Below are 18,572 nucleotides of genomic sequence, written 5' to 3'. Positions count from 1 at the left end.
GCACGTTGAAGCTCCGTATGAGCGGCGGACGCCGTAGCGTCGGCGTCGCCGCGGCCCTCGCGGCCCTGTTGACGACCGGAATGAGCGGCGCACCCGCCGTAGACCAAACCCTTGTCGACGCGGTCTCGAGCACGGGCGAAACTGACGACAGCCCGGCGCTCACCCAGGACGCGGCGCAGGCCAAGGCCGCCAAGTCGGGCGATCCCGTCGAGATCCTGAGCCTGCGCGACGAGCGCAGCACCACGGTCGCCAACCCCGACGGAACCTTCACGGTCAAGGAGTACGTCCAGCCCGTCCGCACCCGCGTCGACGGTAAGTGGACAGCCATCGACACCACGTTGGTCAAGCAGAAGAACGGGTCGTACGCACCCAAGGCCGCGATCACCGCCATGTCCTTCTCCGGCGGCGGCGACACGACGTTCGCCGAGATCGAGAAGGACGGGCGCTCGCTCGCCCTGAACTGGTTGGACAAGCTGCCCGAGCCGAAGGTCGACGGCTCCACCGCCACGTACGCGAACGTCCTGGACGGGGTCGACCTCAAGGTCACCGCCAGCGCCGAGGGCTTCTCGCACGTGCTGGTGGTCAAGAACGCGCAGGCGGCTGCCAACCCCGAGCTGGCGACGATCGAACTGCCCGTGGATTCCTCCTCCGTCGAGCTGACGGAGGCCGAGGGGGGCGGCCTGACTGCCACCGACACCGGCGCCGGCGGCACGGTCTTCGAGGCGCCGCAGCCCCTGATGTGGGATTCCAGCCACGAGGGTGGGGAAGCGGACGGCGAGGCCGACGCTACGGCGTCACCCTCCCCAACGGCCGAGGCGAGCGCGGACACCGAGGCGGTGACGCCTCCTGACGGCGCCCAAGTCGCCGACGTGGCAGTCGACGTGTCGCCCGACACCATGACGCTCACTCCGGACACCGCGCTGCTCACCGACGAGGACACGGTCTTCCCGGTCTACATCGACCCCGTGGTCAAGACCGCGAGCCGCACCAGCTGGGCCATGGTGTCCTCGTACTGGTCGTCCAACTCGTACTGGAAGTTCGACGACGACGAGGGCGTGGGGCACTGCCCGAACGACGTCTCGTACCGCTGCGCCAGCAGCAGTGACATCAAGCGGCAGTTCTTCGCGATCCCGACCGCGACCTTCGAGGGCAAGAACATCATCGAGGCCTCGTTCGCGGTGACGATGGTGCACACCTACAGCACCAGCGCACGCGAGGTGCAGCTCGCGCGCGTCAACAGCAGTGGCGCGAGTGCGATCAACTCGAAGACGAACTGGTCGAACCAGCCGTCCTCGAAGGCCACCATCGACTCCAAGTCGCCCACGAACCCGGCGGGTTCGTGCACGTCGACCAACCAGAACGTCGTCTTCGACGCCACCAGCACCATCCAGAAGGCGGCCGACAGCGGCTGGGACACCACCACGTTCCGCCTCAAGGCGGGCAGCGAGTCCGACACGTCGTACTGGAAGCGCTTCTGCGGCAACGGGTACGTCTCGGTGAAGTACAACCGGCCGCCGCTGGAACCGGACACGGACCAGTTGGAGATGACGCCCGGCGGCTCCTGCCAGTACGGCCAGGCCACCAAGCACTACGTGACCGAAGCGCCGCGCGTCGTCGCCGTCATCAAGGACTACGACCACAACGACGTCCAGGGCAACAGCGAGTCGCTTCAGGCGCAGTTCAAGGTCTGGTGGACGAACAGCTCCGGTGTCGAAGTCAGCCACACCGCGACGACCGGCAAGCTGAACACCACCGGCAAGGGGCAGACCGGTCAGGCCGTGTTCAAGTACACCATCGGCAGTGACGTGAGCGGCGACGGCGAGGCGGGCTTCTCCATCCCGTCGAACACCACCGTCGCCTGGGCGGTCCGCGGTTACGACCAGACCTCGTACGGTCCCTGGTCCACCGACGGTGACCAGACCCGCTGCGAGTTCATCTTCGACAGCACCAAGCCGAAGGCGTCCGTGATCACCTCGGCCCTGTACCCGGACGACGACGCCTGGCACGCGGGCATCGGCGACTACGGCAACTTCACCATGGACTCGCCGTCGACCGACGTGACGAAGTACGAGTACTACTTCACCGGCCCGCACGCGGTGAACACGCCCGTGAAGGTGGCTGCCGAGTCCACCGGCGGCCCGGCGACCATCCGCTGGATGCCGCCGAGCGAAGGCCCGTACTTCCTGCACGTCAGGGCGATCGACGGCGCGGGCAATGCGCAATTGACAGCGACTACCCACCCCTTCCTGGTCAGCGACGGCCGCGCCCCGGTCGCGGGCTGGACGCTCGGTGACGCAAGGGGTGCCACGTCGGCGGCCGGCAGCAACGGCGCGTCCAACGCGGCGGCCGGTTCCGGTGTGACCTTCGGCGCCGGGGGCCCGCTCGGCTCCACCGACACCGCGGCCTCCTTCGACGGCACCGAGAACGCCTACCTGGATGCCAGTACCCCGGCCGTCGACACGAGCGGCACCTTCTCCGTGAGCGCCTGGGTGATGCTGCCCTCGCTGCCCACCGAGAACATGACGGTCGTCAGCCAGGACGGCACGTCCCAGCCCGGCTTCGAGCTCAGCTACGACGTGGATACGGCCTCGTGGATGTTCAGGATCCCGATCACCGACATGGAGACGCTCGGCACCTGGAAGGTCTCGGGAGCGGCCGCCGTCCCCGGCAGCTGGACCCACCTCATCGGCGTCTACGACGCAGAGCTGGGCAAGATGATGCTGTACGTCAACGGCGCCCTGATCGTCAATGACGTACAGGCGCGACACACCACCTGGAACGCCACGGGCGGGGTGCAGATCGGCCGCAGGATCTCCCTCGACGGCTACATTCACAACCTCAAGGGCAGTATCGCCGACGTCAAGCTCCACGATCGGGTGATCCCCGAGACCGAGGGTCAGGAGCTGGGCGGTATCCAGCCCCACCAGCTCGCCTACTGGCAGCTGGACGAGGCGACGGCCGGTCTCTCGCCGGAGACGGCTGGAGGCACCGGTCTGACACTGGGCGGCGGGGCATCCGTCTACCTCCCCGACGAGTCCTGCGACCCCGTGCTCGACCCGGACTGTGCCCCGGCGGCCCAACCTCTCTGGGGTGACGGGCACTTGGCGCTGAACGGCACGAATGCCTATGCGACCAGGGCCGCGGGTCTGCTCTCCGCGGAGGACAGCTTCACGCTGACCGCTCGCGCACGGCTCGCGGCGGCGAACCCGGGTGTGAACGAGACGGTTCTTTCGCTGTCCGGCACGAACGGCAGCGCGATCACCGTGAAGTACCTGGCCGCCAGCAACCGTTGGCAACTGGTGGTGACGGGCTCCGACACGACTGCTCCGGTCACCACCACGGTGCTCGACAACGTTGACCAGCCCCGCTCAGAGGGCGACGGCGACCACCTGGCCCTCGTCTACAACGCGGTCTTCGGCGATGTGCTCCTGTACGTCAATGGCGTTGCGATGGCCGAAGCCCTCTGGGACAACACCTGGGACTTCAGCAAGACGGGTCTCCAGGTCGGACGGAGACTGACCGGTTCGACACCGAGTGAGTACTTCTCCGGTGCCATCGACGAAGTACGCATGTACCAGGGGCCGTTGGACGCCTCGCTGGTGACACAGGTGGCGGTCATGCCGTCGGGCGCCAGCATCGACGAGACCTCTGCATAACCCACGGACGCGTGGATGGGCGGCCGATGAGCCGCCCATCCACGCGTCGGCCTGTTCTTTTCACTTCCGCATCCCCCGATTCCCAAGGAGATCTCATGTCCTCGCCCCCCTGGTTCCGGTCTGCCAGACCGGCCTGGCGCAGGCGCAGCGGCCGACGCCGTGCCGCGCTGGTCCTCGGTCTGGCGCTGTCCATAGGTCTGCTCCCGCAGTACGCCCCCACCGATGCCGTGGCCGCCGGGGGCCAGACCAAGCCGAAGGCCCAGACCGAGCTGGACGACCCGGTCCGCGGCACGAACGCCAAGGCCAAGACCTACGACAAGGCCGACCCAGCTGAGCAGGCCGCCGTCAAGCACGCCGAGGAGGCCGCCTGGCCGAAGGCCGGCAGCGCGGACGTCGACCTCTCCGGCACGGCGGCCAAGGCCGAGGGTCTGCCCGTGACGGCCAAGGCCGCCGGGGGTGCCAAGGGTGCCGAGTCCGTACGCGTCGAGGTCCTGGGTCGCGAGGCCGCCAAGGCTGCAGGAGTGGACGGTGTCCTGTTCACCGTCGCCCGAACCGACGGCGAGAGCGCTAAGGGTGCCGCCCAAGTCACCCTGGACTACGCGGACTTCGCGGACGCGTACGGCGGCGGGTACGGCTCCCGGCTGCGGCTCGTGCAGTACCCCGAGTGTGTGCTGACCACACCGGAGAAGAAGGCCTGCTCGACGCCGACGTATCTGACCAGCAGCAACAACGCGGCGAAGCAGACGCTGACCGCGCAGGTCAACGCGGCCGGTGACACCTCGGGCACGACGGCCCAGCTGATGACCGAGGCGGCGAGCGCGTCCTCGGCGACGGTGCTGGCGGCCACCGCGAGCAGCGGCGGCGACCAGGGCGACTACAAGGCGACCGGTCTGTCCCCGTCCTCCGAGTGGGGCGTGGACACCAGTTCGGGCGCGTTCACCTGGTCGTACCCGATGACGGCGCCGCCGGTGCCGGGCGGACTTCAGCCCTCCGTCGGCCTGAGCTACAACTCCCAGTCGATCGACGGCCAGACCGCTGCCACGAACAACCAGGGCTCGTGGGTGGGCCAGGGCTTCTCCTACGACCCCGGCTACATCGAGCGCAGCTACAAGGGCTGCGCGGACGACGGCCAGGCGGCCAACCTCGGCGACCAGTGCTGGGCGTTCGACAACGCGACGCTCTCCCTCACGGGCGGCACCTCCGGTGAGATCATCAAGGATGACACCACCGGTGAGTGGCGGATCAGCAGTGACGACAACTCCAAGGTCGAGCACCTGACGGGCGCCACCAACGGTGACGACAACGGTGAGTACTGGAAGGTCACGACCTCCGACGGCACCCAGTACTTCTTCGGTGAGAACAGGCTGCCCGGCTACGCCACCGGCAACGAGGAGACCGGCTCCACCTGGACCGTCCCCGTCTACGGCGACGACGTGGGCGAGCCCTGCTACAACGCGACGTTCGCGAACGCCTACTGCACGCAGGCCTGGCGCTGGAACCTCGACCACGTCATCGATCCGCACGGCAACGTCATGTCGTACTTCTACGGCAAGGAGACCAACTACTACACGCAGGGCCTGAAGACCGCCGAGAACGGCAAGTCGTACGTCCGCGGCGGCTACCTCAAGCGCATCGACTACGGCCAGCGCGAAGGCAAGGTGTACTCCACCAAGCCGGCCGCCCAGGTCGTCATCACCACCGCCGAGCGATGCATCGGTGACCTGACCGACTGCGAGGCGTCCGACCTCACCGACGCCACGGCCGCCGACTGGCCGGACATTCCGTGGGACCAGAACTGCAAGGCCGACACCAAGTGCGCGGGCCAGAACTCGCCGACCTTCTGGACCCGTAAGAAGATCACGAAGATCACGACGCAGATCCGGACCGGCGACGCGACGTACAGCCCGGTCGACGAGTGGAGCCTCTCCCACGTCTTCACCGACAACGGCGACGCCTCGAAGTCGCTGTGGCTGAACGGAATCAGCCACACCGGGAAGGTGGGCACCGCCGTCTCGGTGCCGTCGGTCGAGCTGACCGGCATCCAGCTCGCCAACCGTGTCGACAAGGCCGGCGACAACCTGCAGCCCTTCTACCGTTTCCGGCTGGCCGCGGTGAAGAGCGAGGCCGGCAGCGTACTCAGCGTCAACTACGCCGACACGCAGTGCACGACGAGCAACCTGCCCGCCGAGGACTCCTCGGCCAAGCGCTGCTTCCCGGTGAAGTGGACTCCGCCGGGTGTCACCGACCCGATCGTGGACTGGTTCCACAAGTACGTGGTCGCTTCGGTCGTCGAGCAGGACCTGACCGGCGGCAACCCGAACCAGGTCACCTCGTACACCTACCTGGGCGACGCGGGCTGGCGGAAGGCCAAGGCCGACGGCATCACCAAGGACGAGTACCGCACGTGGGGCGACTGGCGCGGCTACGGCAAGGTCCGCGTCGAGACCTCCGACGGCACCAACTCCGCCTCCAACACCAAGACCGAACACACCTTCTTCCGTGGTCTCGACGGCGACGTGAACAAGGACGGCACCACCCGCTCCGCGACGGTGACCGATTCCAACGGAGCGTCGTACGAGGACTCGGACTGGAAGGCCGGGTTCGAGCTGGAGACGGTCACCTACAGCGGCACCGCCGTCACCCAGAAGTCGGTGACCGAACCGTGGACCGCGGTGACCGCGACCGCCACCAAGAGCTGGGGCACCCGCAAGGCACGCTATGTGGCGAAGGACACCACCAACACCTACATCGCACTGAGCGGCGGCACTTGGCGCAACACCAAGTCCGTGACGACGTACGACCCCAAGACGGGTCGCGCCACGCAGGTCAACGACGTCGGTGAGGTCGGCGTCGCCGACAACCAGTGCACCCGCACCGAGTACGCGGACAACGCGGGCAAGAACATGTACGCGTATGTGTCGCGTACGGAGGTCGTGAGTGTCGACTGCGCGACCACTCCCAGTCGTGCCACCCAGGTCATCTCCGACGACCTGACCCTGTACGACGGTTCGACCACGCTGGGCACGGCCCCGACCAACGGTGACCCGACGATCACCAAGAGGCTGACGGCGCACACCGGCACGCTGGCCACGTACCAGACGACCGCCGAGACGACGTACGACTCCTATGGGCGCCCGCTGACGGTCAAGTCCGCGGACACCCAGACCACGAGGACCGTCTACACCGAGAACGCCTACGGCCTGGCCACGAAGTCCACGGTCACCAACACCCTGGGCTGGACGGCCTCGACCGAGTACGCCCCCCAGTGGGGTCTGCCGAGCGCCAAGGTCGACCAGAACAACCGGCGCACCGAACTGGCCTACGACGGCCTGGGCCGCCTGACCTCCGTCTGGCTCCCCGACCGCATCGGCACGACCGCGTCCCTCAAGTACGAGTACCTGATCCGTGGTACCTCGGGCCCGGTCGCCGTTCACACCCAGAAGATCGAGAGCGACGGCACCTCGTACGGCAGCGAGTGGACGCTGTACGACGGCCTGTTGCGCCCGCGCCAGGTACAGACCGAGGGCGAGGGCGGCGGCCGCATGGTCGCCGACACCGTCTACGACGGCTCCAACCGCGTCGCGAAGATCAACGACACCTACTACACCACCGGTGCTCCGTCCGCCACGCTCTTCCAGCCGCTCAACTCGGACCTGGACGCGCAGACGGTCACGGAGTACGACGGCGCGAGCCGCGCCACGGCCTCGATCTTCAAGGTCGCGGGCGTGGAGAAGTACCGCACCACGTACACCTACGCCGGAGACCGGGTGACGACCAAGCCGCCGGCCGGGCAGCCGACCACCACGGTCGTCTCGGACGCGCGGGATCAGACGACGAGCCGTATCGAGTATCCGGCGGGGGGCGCCGCGGTCACTACGTCGTACGCCTACAAGCCCGCGGGTCAGCTGTCGACGGTGACGGACGACGCCGGGAACGTGTGGTCGTACGAGTACGACCAACTTGGCCGACAGAAGACCGTTGTCGACCCCGACGTCGGCACTTCTTCGTTCACGTATGACGTCATGGACCGTCAGACGTCGGTGACGCTCAACGGCAACAAGACGTCGACGAAGTACGACGCACTGGGCCGTGCGATCGAGACCTGGCAGGGCGACACCGACACCGGCACCAAGCTGTCGGTGGCGAAGTACGACACCCTGGCCAAGGGCGTGCTGTACGGCAGTTACACGTACAAGGACGGCGCGGTCTACTCGTCAGTGATCGATTCGGTCCTCGACGCGGACAACGACTACAAGCCGACCCTGACGAAGTACAGCTTGTCGAAGACGGCCGAGCCGCAGCTGGGCGGTACGTACGAGTACATCACCCAGTACAACCGCGACGGCACGGTGCAGGGGCAGGGGCTGCCCGCGGTCGGTGATCTGGCAGGTGAGGCGCTGGCGTACAGCTACGACGAACTGCAGCGTCCGGCCGGCCTCACGTCCTCTCTGGGCGGCCACAATTACGTCACGGACGTGACCTACTCGCCCACCTCCAACCTGGAGCAGCTGGAGCTGTACACGGGCGGCACCGCTGACAAGAAGACCTGGCTGTCGTACAACTACGAGGCGGGCACCGACCGGCTCAAGAACTCCAACGTCAGGGTGGAGGGCGGCGCGAGCGCGGCGTACGACGCCGACTACACGTACGACGCCAGCGGAAACATCCTCTCCATCGCCGACACTCCGAGCGGCGGCACGAGCGATGTGCAGTGCTTCACCTACGACGGACTGCGCCGTCTTACGGACGCGTGGACGTCGTCCACCACACCCAACGGCGCCTCGGGAACGGGCAGTACGGACGCGGCCTGCTCCTCGGGCGCATCGACCTCGACGGTCGGCGGGGCGTCCCCCTACTGGTCGGAATACGGCTACGACTCGGTCGGCAACCGCACCACCGAGGTACTCCACGGTCTGAACGGCACGGGCACCGCGTCCCGTACGTACAAGTACGGCGAGGGCTCCGGTCCGAACGGGACGGACTCCGGACCGCACACGGTCTCGTCCGTCGTGGAGAAGACGGCGGCCACCGGCACCACGCCGGAGGTCACGTCCCAGGACACCTACACGTACGACGCCTCGGGCAACACCCACACGCGTGTCCTGTCCGGTGACACACAGACCCTGGACTGGGACAAGCAGGGCGAGCTGACCCAGGTCAAGAACGCCGACGGCAAGGTGACGTCGTACAAGTACGACGCGTCGGGTGAGCGCATCCTGCGTGACACACCGGACGAAAAGACCTTCTACCTGCCGGGCACGGAGCTCCACCTGGACAAGGCCACGTCCAAGGTGACGGCGACCCGCTACTACTCCTTCGGTGGGACGACGGTGGCGATGCGGGAGGCGGACGGGGTGCACTTCCTCGCCGCGGACCACCAGGGCACGGCGGAAGTTTCCGTCGACGCCAAGACGGGAGCGACGTCACGCCGGCGCACGGACCCGTTCGGGAACGCGCGCGACGAGTCCTCGTCCTCGGGCTCCTCGTGGGTCAACGACAAGGGATTCGTGGGCGGCACCATCCAGGAGTCCACGGGCCTGACGACACTGGGGGCACGCGAGTACGACTCCGACACGGGCCGCTTCATCTCGGCGGACCCGATCGTCGACTTCACCGACCCCCAGCAGATCAACGGTTACGCGTACGCCAACAACAGCCCGATCAGCTTCAGCGACGCGTCGGGCCTGCGGCTCGCGGACTGCGTGGGCGGCTGGGACGAGTGCGGGCCGGGTCCGAAGGAGCACTCGGGGGCGATAGCCGACACCCACACCAGCACCAACTCCGGGAGCGGGTCGACCTACACCCCCGCCGACGCGCAGGCGGACGAGGCCCGCGCCAAGGAGGACGCCGCCAAGCAGCGCGCGGTGGCCATCGCCAAGGAACTCGGCAAGATCATCGCCGACGAACTGGGCATCACGGACGCGCTGGACTGCTTCACGACGGGCAACCTCGGCGCTTGTGGCTCGACTGCACTGAACGTCATCACGTCGCTCATCGGTGGCGGCCCGGTCACCAAGCTGGCGATTAAATACGGATTGCGGGTCGACAAGGCCCTTGCGGTGGGCAAACGGATCGTGGGCCTGGGCAAGGACCTTTGGGCGGGGTTCAAGGACTGGCAGAAGGGCCAGAAGGCCACCAAAGCCGCCGAGAAGGTCGCCAAGGAGTGCAACAGCTTCACGCCTGACACCAAAGTGCTCATGGCTGACGGCACCACAAAGGAGATCCAGGACGTCGATATCGGCGACGAGGTCTTGGCCACCGACCCCGATACCGGCGAGACCAAGACCGAGACGGTCACCGCCGAGATCAAGGGCACGGGCCTGAAGCACCTTGTCAAGGTCACCATCGATATTGATGGCAAGAAGGGTGACAAGACCGCTTCTGTCACGGCGACGAGTGGTCATCCCTTCTGGGTCCCGGAACTCGGCGAGTGGATCGACGCCACCGAACTGAATTCGGGTGAGTTCCTCCGCACCGACGCGGGTGCGCGCGTCGAGATCACTGCGGTGGAGCGCTGGACGACGCTGCAGGCCACGGTTCACAACCTCACTGTCAGCAACCTGCACACGTACTATGTACTCGCTGGTGCCACTCCGGTCCTTGTTCACAATTCTGGCGGATGCCCGGAGTTCGTGCCGCGCAACGAGAAGGCTGGCGATCTCGGCGGTAAATACACTGAGGGGCAATCGACTCGGGACCCGGCGTCGCAGTGGTATCACGAAGAGCTGAGCAACGAGGATCTTCTGGATGGAATCAACAATGCCGCGGAGGGGGAAGGAATTCTTGTCTCCCGTGGCGGGACGATTCTCGGAGGACACCACCGCTGGGACGAACTCCAGACCAGAATCAAAGACGGGCGTATCGATCCAGACACGCCAATCCGTATCGACATCCTCGGCGGGGAGTAATTCTCTGATGTCTATGATTCATTCGACTGACCCTGACTTTCGTGTGTGTCAGATCAGTTTCGATACGCTGCTTGAGATCCAATTGGAGGCAGAGGATCGAGGCTGGGCGACGCGATGGACCTCGGTGGACGCGGTCCGAAGTCAGGTCAAAGAAGGAGTCGTCGTCCTCCAGTCGCTGATGCGGGAAGAGCGAGGAGGGATTCTGCGGGCGTACCGATGCCTCCTGCTGTTCTCGGCCGTAGGTGACGGCGATGCTGGCGGAATTGCCACGATCGACCTTGATCCAGCGAGGTTCGAATCGCTGGAGCGGATAGATCGAGACCCGGACGTTCGGAAGGTGCTTGTCCGGATGTTCTCCCTTGCGACGGGCGGGATTTCGATGGTCTCGAAAAATTAGCGAGATCCGTCAATATCCAAGGTTTGGCGTGATTGCGGATTCGGTTGGAAAATTCCCCGTTTCTCCAGGTGGAACGCTGGCCTCCGAAATGCGGTTAATGGCTCAGCGATAACCCCAGAGGCCCCACCCGAATGTTTCTCGGGTGGGGCCTCTGGGATGTCTGACGGCAGTAGTTGACGGCAACGTCAGCGGACGGTGGATCCGACGAGGGGTGGATCGTCGTCGGGAGTGCCGGTGATCTCGGCGGGGTTGCGGAGAGCGTGGCCGAGGAGGTCGATGGCGTCGCGTTGGAGGCGGAGCCGGACGTGGGCGTAGACGGTGGCGGTGACGCCGATGTGGGCGTGTCCCAACAGCTCCTTGATCACGACGAGTTCCACTCCCTGTTCCAGGAGGAGGGTGGCCGCCGAGTGGCGGAGGTCGTGGAACCGGATGCGGCGGAGCCTTGCCTGGCGGAGCAGGGTGTTGAAGTGCCGGGTGAGGGTGGACCCTTCGATCGGGGCGCCGTCGGGGCGGGTGAAGACGTAGCCGTTGTCCTTCCAGTTCGTCCCCGCCGCCTCGCGTTCCTTGCGCTGTCGGTCGCGGTGCTGTTCGAGGGAGCGTAGGCACGACGTGGGCAGGGCGATGCGTCGTTCGGAGTTCTTGGTCTTGGTCGGGAGGGCGGTCAGGCCGCTGGAGTTGGTGCGCTGGAGGGTGCGTCGGATGCTGGCGGTTCCACCGGTCAGGTCGAGGTCTTCCCAGCGCAGGCCGAGGAGTTCGCCCTTGCGGAGCCCGGTGTGCAGAGCGAGTTCGAACAGTGGCTGCAACCGGTGACCGCTGGCAGCGGCCAGGAACTCGCGCGCTTCCGAGGCGGTGAGAGGTTCGAAGCGGCGGGGTCGAGGTGTACCGGTGCGGACGTTGCGGGCGACGTTGCGCGGGATCTCCTCCTCTCGGACGGCGTGCTCCAGGGCGGACTTGAGTACGGAGTGGACGTAGGCAAGGGTCAGCGGCGAGAGCCGCCTGGAGCAGCACTTTCCGGCAGCGCAGCAGACGGGCTGGTCGCGGGCAATGTCGAGGCGGCGTGCGCAGCATTGGCAGGTGGTGCGGAGGTGGTTGAGCCAGGTGCGGACGTCCTTGGCGGTGAGCTTGGCGAGTTTCTTCCGTCCGAGGCCGGGGATGAGGTAGAGCCGGGCGACGGCGGTGTAGCGGGTGTGGGTGTTCTCGCGGAGTTGGTGGACGGCGACGTTCTCCAGCCAGTACGTCAGGTACGTGCCGAGGCTGCCCTGTGCGGAGGGTGCGGGGAGGCCGCGGTTGCTGTTGGCGATCTTCTCGGTGAGTTTGGTGAGGGCTTCTTTGCGGGTGGTGCCATAGACGTGGATGCGTTTGCGGGTGTTGCCGGGGGCGAGGACGTATCCGGCGGCTTCCCAGCGGCTGTCCTTGCGCTGGTAGACGGTTCCGTCGCCGTTGGCGCGGGTGCGGCGAGAAGTGGGGTTGTCGCGGGGTGTGGTCATCAGGCGGCGGCTTCCTGGTCGAGGCGGGTGTGGATGAAGTCGGTGAGGGCGTGGGTAGGGATGCGGCGGGCACGGCCGAGGGTGAGTGAGGCGAGTTGGCGGGTGCGGAGGAGGTCGTAGACGGCGGTGCGGCCGAGTTGGAGGCGTTCCATGACCTGGGGGACGGTGAGGAGTTCAGTGCCGGCGGTCACGCGACGGCCCCCGCCCGGACAGCACTGGTCAGCCGATCGGTGGAGTGACCGACCGGGTGACCGGCGCGGTCACTGGAGCGCTTCGGGCGCCGGGTGTGGGTCGGTTGCTCGGGTCGGGTCTGCCGTGTTGAGGTCAGGAGGTCAGAGAGGTGTTCGTATTCGGGTAGGAGGCCGGTTCCGGCGTACTGCCAGTGGGAGATGACCAGGGTCGTGTCCGAGTCCGCGCGCTGACCGGTGATGTTGCGGTGACCGGGACGCTGACCGGCGGCCAGGTCGGTGGAGTGTCCGGCGCGGTCACCGACCGGACTGCCGTACGTCTGACCGGCCCGCGGCTCAGCCGACGCTGGGGTCTGGGTGTCGGGCTGACCGGTTCGCCAGGCGGTGCGTTCGGCGCGGAGGTGGGCGAGGGTGGTGGAGTAGTGGCGGGTGCGGGTGGAGAAGTGGCCGCGGAAGCCGAGCATGTGGGCCCACTGGCGCAGACGGAGGTGAGTGTGCTGAGGCTTAACGCCGAGGTGCCAGGCGGTGTGGATCACGCGGCGGGCGTGGTCGGTGAGGTCGTACTGGGCGAGTTCGGCCAGGAAGCGCAGCCGACGGTCGAGGGTGCCGGTGGTGGTTTCGGCTCCCTTGGTGGCGTACTTGGCGATGTAGGCGGCGACGTGCCGGTCGGTGACAGGGGCATCGCCGGTGAAGTCGGTACTGCGGATCGCGCGGACGTCGATCTGCCGCCCGAACCGGAACACCGAGGGCTCCGACAACTGTGCCGGGTTGGCCTCCCCCGCCCGGGAGGGGTGTTGATGCTGGACGCGGGTGCGCTTGGCGGCGGCGCGGACGGCGTGGTCGAGGAGCCCTGTAGTGGCCCAGGTGGGTGGGGTGCTGGTTGGGCCGGTGGGTCCGTCGATGCGGATGACGGTGTGGAAATGGATCTGGCCGCGCTTTTGGTATTCGGCGACCTTGGCGTAGGAGAGTGTGGCGTGGTGGCGCAGGGTGCGCTGGGGCAGTCCGGCGGCGTTGGCGATCTCGCGGCGCAGGTGGGTGGTGAAGCGGGCCCACAGAGCGGGCGCGTGGGCGTTCCACAGCACCGCGCCGGTGTAGTCGTACTGCTCCGGGTTCAGCGGGGTGCCGAGGAGTGGGTCGCCGTCGGCGTGCCGGGTGCCGCAAGTGCAGGGGGAGACACCGGGCTGGTTGTGGACGGGGCCGAAGCCGGGGGCGGTGAGGGTGGCGAAGACGCGTGGGTGGGTGGCGACGCTGGAAGGGACGGTCTTGCCGCCGCGTAGTCCGGCGGCGATGAGCTGGTAGGTGTCGTAGCGGTAGAGGGTGGAGCAGGCCGGGCAGCGGGTGGCGCGGCGGTTGCCGCAGCGCACCAGGAGTTCGCCGGTGGGCAGGTGGCGGGTGTCGAGGTGGTCGAGGATCTGGCCGGTGGCGGTGTCCAGGCGGGTGCGGTGTCCGGTCAGGCGGATCGGGCGGGCGCAGCCGCCCAGGGAGCCGATCTGCCGGGCCAGGGGCGCGAGGTGTCCGGATGCGGCGAGCTTGGCCAGCCTGGCAGTCAGCCGCGCCCGGCGTTCCAGCGCCGAGTCCCTGTGCGCGGACGCGTCGGCCCTCCTGGCGTGCGTCGATGCCGCGAACGCCCCGCTCGCGGGTGCGGACGTGGTTGCGGGGGAGGGGAGTTGGAGCTGTGCGGGCATGGGGACAGACCTCCGGCAGGGGGTGAGAGAAGAGGAGAGGTGACTGAGGGGCGACCCGGGTGGTCGGCGCGCGAGGGAACGGTGCGCGTGGGTGGTGGGCCGGGGGCGTCTGACCTGGTCAGCGATGGTGATCACCAGCGGTGCGTGAAGGTAGCATCGCTTCAAGTGCGCATTCAAGTGCATCCCTCCTCATCTGTTTCGGTGGGCGGTTGGGATGCGGGTACTGTGGCCCTGGTTTCCGGTTTGGACGGGCTGGGTTTCGGTGGTAATGGCGTAGCGAAGGCGGGGTGGCCTGCGGTGACGGGCGGGCGGCGGGGACGTAGACCGGCGGGCGGCACGGTGCTGCTGACGTTCGAGGTCATCGCCGAGGCCCTGCGGGAGCGCATCCGCTCCGGTGGGCTGAAGCCGGGGGATGCGCTGCCGACGCAGGCCGTGTTGATGGCGGAGTACGGGGCCTCCAGCCTGTCCGTGCAGAAGGCCATGGCCCTGCTGAAGCAGGACGGCTACGCGATCTCCCGGCCCGGCAAGGGAGCCTTCGTCGCCCACCCCGACACCGACGGTGACTCAGGTGACGAGGAGGCGGGGCCCACGCCCGACAGCGGGACGGCGGCCCGCGTCGAGGCGCTGGAGCTGGCACTGGCCGAGACGCTTGATCAGCTCACCGCCCTGCGTGCCCGCGTCGAAGCCCTTGAAGCGGGCGGCATCGAGCGGGGCTTCTGACCCGTGGGCCCCTGGACGGCCAGGGGCTGGAGCTGTGCGTCCAGATTTTCTCTACGAGGTTCAAGGCGGGCCCCGCCCGCCGGAGCTGGCTGTCGTCGCCGACAAGTCTGCCGTTCGCTCGGAAGGTCAGTGGCGCCGCAGGCGGCGAGCCGCAGCGGCAGCCGGGGCATGACCCAGGGCTGAGGGAGCGGCAACCAGTCAGCTTGTCGGGCTGACCGGAGTCGGGCTCCTGGCAGAGCAAGTTGTCGCCAACGACCGTCCTACGGCCGGATCGCAGGCACAGGGCCAGCCAGGGGGCCGACCCTTCACGTGCGTCGCGCAGGCTCACCGAGGGCGGCGGCCGGCACCGCCTCCAGCGGGTAGCGATATCCCCTCTCGGCGGACCCTGCCCCGCCCAGCCTCCGCGCTGCCGCACTGGTGGGGGCACCAGCATCGCCCCGACGTCTGAGGACCGCCCTCCCCGGCGAACGGGCCGCCGGGGGAAGTGCCAGAACGAGACGCACGCGGGGACAACGATCAAGGTCCTGGCAATCCTCGGGCGACTGCCCGCACGCCAGCGGGGGTGAACCTCTGCCGATCCAGCTGTCCGAGGCCGCGAGGCCGTCCTACACTGCTGGCGTGACCGCTGCATACGACTACGAGGACATGCACCACCTGGTGGACCGGCTCACCCCGACCCAGGTGCGACGCCTGCGCCTGCTCGTCACCCAGGATGAGGAACTGTCCCAGGTTGCCCAGTCACTGCCGGCAGTCGACGCGAACGAGGACGACGAGTCGGTCCCGGCCGGGCTGCTGGCCCTGATCGGCAGTGTGAACGGCCCAGAGGATCTGGCTGAACGGCACGACGACTACATCCGCGAGCGGATGCGCGAGCGCTTCGGCGACTCGGCGTGATTGCCACGGTCCTGGACACCGGACCCCTGGCTGCAGCGTTCAACGCGGCCGACCGGCGTCACCCGGAGTGCGCCTCCCTGCTGACGTCGCTGACCGGCCGCCGTCTGCTGCCCAGCCCGGTCATGACCGAAGTCTGCTGGCTGCTGGAGCGCTGGCCCAAGGTCGAAGCGGCGTTCCTCGCCGAGGTCGCACGGGGAACATTCGAGCTGGTCCACCTCACTCCCACCGACCTGACGCGCATGGGTGAACTGGTCCTCCAGTACGCCGACTTCCCGCTGGGCGGAGTCGACGCCTCGGTCATCGCGGTAGCCGAACGCTTCGGCGTGGACCGGGTAGCCACCCTCGACCGGCGGCACTTCAGCGTCGTCAAGCCCGCCCACGTCCCCGCGCTGACCCTCCTGCCGTAGCCCGACCAGCGGTCTATATCTCTGACGGCAGCGCTGACGGCAACAAGCACGGACGCCAGGGCGCAGCCACGGACGCCAACGGAGCACGAAACCGCCGATGACCTGCGAAAATGCAGGTGGGGAGGGGTCGCGTAGCACACGTACTATGTGCTGGCGGGCTCTACATCAGTTCTGGTGCACAACTCCTCGTGCCCGCGGTTCGTTGCCGACTCCTCCGGAAATATCGTCGAATTGCCGCAGGTTAAGTCGAGCATCAGCAAGCAGAAGCAGGATCGTCACATCCTTGGGGGAAACGGATATAAGGGTGGCGGTTACTTCAATTCTCACGGAGATGCGCAGGCAGTGCTAGATGCTTACCACTCAGGAGCGGCGGAGGTCATGGGAATAACCAAGACGGGAAATATTCAAATTAGAGTTCGCTCCGTTGTGGGTTACGATAACAATCCAGCGATGAATCGCCTCGGAGTGCCCACGAATATTTTCATGATCAAGGGTACTAAGAGTCCGAGCATTGTGCCGATGAATCCCAATGCGAGTGCCCCGTGATCGATAGTCAGAGGCATCGGCGCGAGAATGAGATCACGCTCCTTGCGGTGCAGGCACTCCTTGGCCTGATCTCCATGGATTTGATTGCCGTGGCTGTGCGTGTTGAGGAGGGTCGCGTGGAACTCATCTTCTGGGCTCATCGTCAATCGAGTGAACTTGAAGACGATGCCGAAGAGGCCACGTTCGAGCTGGACGCTCTTTTTTCCGATGATCACCCGTTGGTCGAATATGTGATCAAAATCGGCGAACCGGATCCGAAGTCAATGGGGCCGGGGGATCGCATGATCTATTGGGCGAAGAGCCGGTCGGGGCATCGCGACAGTGCCGAATAGGTGCACGCGTCGTAGCCGGGCGGTCCAAAAGAAATTAGTTGGGTTGCGCAGTGGCAGTGAATCAGGCGGCCTGACGGTTTCGCGCCGTCCGTACGCCGCGCTGAGTAGCTAGCAAAGCAAAATCCCCACCAGGTGTAGCCGGGTGGGGATTTTGCTTTGTGTCACGTGAGTAGTTGACGCTGTGGTAACAGCCAAGAATTCCCGGCACGTACGGTTTGATGGGGTGCCGGCCGTCCGTGCGAGTGGCGTTGCCATCTGCCTATGGCAAAGAGTCTTGTTGCGGGGACTGTCTGCGCAGGGTGGATATCAAGGCCTTGAGCTGGGGCCTGCCAGCCGTGAGGGTGATCTCCGGTTCGTCGCTTTCGCGGAGGAGGATCGTTCCGGCGGGGGTGGTGGCGAGGTAGACGCAGGAGGAGCCCGACTCGCTGTAGGAGGACTTCTGCCAGTTGAGTTCGGTCACGGGTCGTCTCTCCTCAGGTGTCCTGGGCGATGCGGCGGACGAGGTCTCGGGATGCTGTGGGCTTGAGGGTGGCTTGCTCCATGCGGTCCAGGACCAGCCGGTACGTCTCCAATTTTCCGGCGGCGTCGATGAGTTCGCTGCCGTGGCTGGTGTCCAGTTGTGCGGTATCAAGAGCCGTCACCGGGCCGTGCGCGTAGTCCAGGCCGTGACCGGCGGTCGGGAACGAGGTGCCGTCGAAAGGGATGACGCGGAGGGTGACGTGCGGCTGTTCGCTCACCTTGAGAAGGTGGTCCAGCTGCGCGCGGGTCACCTGAGGGCCGCCGAACTGCATGCGCAGGGCAGCCTCGTGGATGATCGCGGTGTATGACACCGGTTGGTCGCGAAACAGGACGGCCTGGCGCTTGATGCGGTGCGAGACGTGGTGCTCGATCTCATGAGGGCGTAGGGCAGGGACGGCTTCCCGGAACAGTGCGCGGGCGTGGTCGGGGGTTTGGAGCAAGCCTGGGATGTTGATGACCTGGGCGACGCGCAGCGCGGTCGCGTGGTGCTCCATCTCGGCCAGATCGAGGAGCGGAGCGGGCATGGTGCCCCGGTACTCCTCCCACCAGCCACGCGTGCGGTCGGCTGCCATGTCGGCGAGAGCGTCGACCAGGGGTTGATCAGTGCAGCCGTAGATCCGGGCGAGGGTGTGGACGCGGTCGGCGCTCACGCCGAAGCGGTTGGCCTCGATGTTGCTGATCTGGGCCTGTGTCGTGCCCAGGGTTCGCGCGGCCTCCACGGCGGTCATGCCCGCGCGTTCGCGCAGCCTTCGCAACTCGATCCCGACCCGGAGGCGGCGCGCCGTCGGCGCACTCCTCGGTGCCATGTCCTTGCTCCGTTCCGTACACCTGGT

The 18,572-nt window shown here is 67.0% G+C and carries 13 protein-coding genes; 8 read left to right on the top strand and 5 right to left on the bottom strand.

The annotated features are described in order from the left end of the window. Positions 1-5 precede the first annotated feature (5 nt). The 3 genes from ACIPC1_RS30475 (at position 6) to ACIPC1_RS30465 (ending at position 10,961) form a co-directional block, all read left to right on the top strand. A complete protein-coding gene (locus ACIPC1_RS30475) occupies positions 6-3,656 on the top strand; it encodes a LamG-like jellyroll fold domain-containing protein (RefSeq protein WP_402522734.1) in 3,651 nt (1,216 codons plus the stop codon). A 95-nt stretch (positions 3,657-3,751) separates the two neighbouring features. Beyond that, positions 3,752-10,564 carry an RHS repeat-associated core domain-containing protein gene (locus tag ACIPC1_RS30470; RefSeq protein ID WP_402522732.1) on the top strand — a complete coding sequence of 2,271 codons (6,813 nt, stop codon included), beginning with the start codon at positions 3,752-3,754 and terminating at the stop codon, positions 10,562-10,564. Positions 10,565-10,688: 124 nt separating this feature from the next. After that, positions 10,689-10,961 (top strand): hypothetical protein, encoded by a 273-nt coding sequence (locus tag ACIPC1_RS30465; RefSeq protein WP_402522730.1) that lies wholly within the window; start codon positions 10,689-10,691, stop codon positions 10,959-10,961. A gap of 185 nt (positions 10,962-11,146) precedes the next feature. Here ACIPC1_RS30465 and ACIPC1_RS30460 read toward each other — a convergent pair whose 3' ends face one another. From ACIPC1_RS30460 to ACIPC1_RS30450, 3 genes are read right to left on the bottom strand one after another with little or no spacing between them, the layout of a single operon-like run. Further along, positions 11,147-12,448, bottom strand: a complete 1,302-nt coding sequence (locus ACIPC1_RS30460) for a tyrosine-type recombinase/integrase (protein ID WP_402522727.1) — start codon at positions 12,446-12,448, stop codon at positions 11,147-11,149. Then, positions 12,448-12,639, bottom strand: coding sequence for a helix-turn-helix domain-containing protein (locus ACIPC1_RS30455; protein ID WP_402522724.1), 192 nt, complete (start codon positions 12,637-12,639; stop codon positions 12,448-12,450). Before ACIPC1_RS30455 ends, ACIPC1_RS30460 begins: the two co-directional genes overlap by 1 nt. Further along, complete coding sequence (locus tag ACIPC1_RS30450) at positions 12,636-14,321, bottom strand: replication initiator (protein ID WP_402522722.1); 1,686 nt, start codon at positions 14,319-14,321, stop codon at positions 12,636-12,638. The genes ACIPC1_RS30455 and ACIPC1_RS30450 overlap by 4 nt, the downstream gene beginning before the upstream one ends. 297 nt (positions 14,322-14,618) lie before the next feature. On the opposite strand from ACIPC1_RS30450, the gene ACIPC1_RS30445 reads away from it, so the two are divergent. The 5 genes from ACIPC1_RS30445 to ACIPC1_RS30425 all read left to right on the top strand — a co-directional run bounded on the left by ACIPC1_RS30445 (position 14,619) and on the right by ACIPC1_RS30425 (position 17,220). After that, positions 14,619-15,041 (top strand): winged helix-turn-helix domain-containing protein, encoded by a 423-nt coding sequence (locus tag ACIPC1_RS30445; protein WP_402522719.1) that lies wholly within the window; start codon positions 14,619-14,621, stop codon positions 15,039-15,041. 618 nt (positions 15,042-15,659) lie between these two features. Further along, positions 15,660-15,935 carry a hypothetical protein gene (locus tag ACIPC1_RS30440; protein ID WP_402522717.1) on the top strand — a complete coding sequence of 92 codons (276 nt, stop codon included), beginning with the start codon at positions 15,660-15,662 and terminating at the stop codon, positions 15,933-15,935. After that, the gene (locus ACIPC1_RS30435; RefSeq protein ID WP_402522715.1) at positions 15,932-16,342 is read left to right on the top strand and encodes a type II toxin-antitoxin system VapC family toxin; all 411 of its coding nucleotides are present in this window, start codon (positions 15,932-15,934) and stop codon (positions 16,340-16,342) included. The genes ACIPC1_RS30440 and ACIPC1_RS30435 overlap by 4 nt, the downstream gene beginning before the upstream one ends. Before the next feature lie 147 nt (positions 16,343-16,489). Beyond that, positions 16,490-16,888: a polymorphic toxin type 50 domain-containing protein gene (locus ACIPC1_RS30430; RefSeq protein ID WP_402522712.1), complete on the top strand. Its 399-nt coding sequence runs from the start codon at positions 16,490-16,492 to the stop codon at positions 16,886-16,888. Continuing rightward, positions 16,885-17,220, top strand: a complete 336-nt coding sequence (locus ACIPC1_RS30425) for a hypothetical protein (RefSeq protein WP_402522710.1) — start codon at positions 16,885-16,887, stop codon at positions 17,218-17,220. The genes ACIPC1_RS30430 and ACIPC1_RS30425 overlap by 4 nt, the downstream gene beginning before the upstream one ends. A gap of 259 nt (positions 17,221-17,479) precedes the next feature. Here the strand turns inward: ACIPC1_RS30425 and ACIPC1_RS30420 are convergent, their stop codons facing one another. Together ACIPC1_RS30420 and ACIPC1_RS30415 are read right to left on the bottom strand one after the other, a co-directional pair. Further along, a complete protein-coding gene (locus ACIPC1_RS30420; RefSeq protein ID WP_402522707.1) occupies positions 17,480-17,680 on the bottom strand; it encodes a DUF397 domain-containing protein in 201 nt (66 codons plus the stop codon). Between the two features lie 13 nt (positions 17,681-17,693). Further along, entirely contained in the window at positions 17,694-18,545 is an 852-nt protein-coding gene (locus ACIPC1_RS30415; protein ID WP_402522704.1) for a helix-turn-helix domain-containing protein, read from the bottom strand. Positions 18,546-18,572 lie beyond the last annotated feature (27 nt).

It is taken from the genome of Streptomyces sp. NPDC087263, from assembly GCF_044744645.1.
Taxonomy (GTDB): Bacteria; Actinomycetota; Actinomycetes; order Streptomycetales; family Streptomycetaceae; genus Streptomyces.
This window is presented reverse-complemented; position numbering and strand designations above follow the sequence as displayed.

What these genes read in the sequence shown, in the direction of transcription:
- ACIPC1_RS30470 (WP_402522732.1), top strand. Translation starts at nt 3,752, where the DNA reads ATGTCCTCGCCCCCCTGGTTCCGGTCTGCCAGACCGGCCTGGCGCAGG.
- ACIPC1_RS30460 (WP_402522727.1), bottom strand. Translation starts at nt 12,448, where the DNA reads ATGACCACACCCCGCGACAACCCCACTTCTCGCCGCACCCGCGCCAAC.
- ACIPC1_RS30450 (WP_402522722.1), bottom strand. Translation starts at nt 14,321, where the DNA reads ATGCCCGCACAGCTCCAACTCCCCTCCCCCGCAACCACGTCCGCACCC.
- ACIPC1_RS30415 (WP_402522704.1), bottom strand. Translation starts at nt 18,545, where the DNA reads ATGGCACCGAGGAGTGCGCCGACGGCGCGCCGCCTCCGGGTCGGGATC.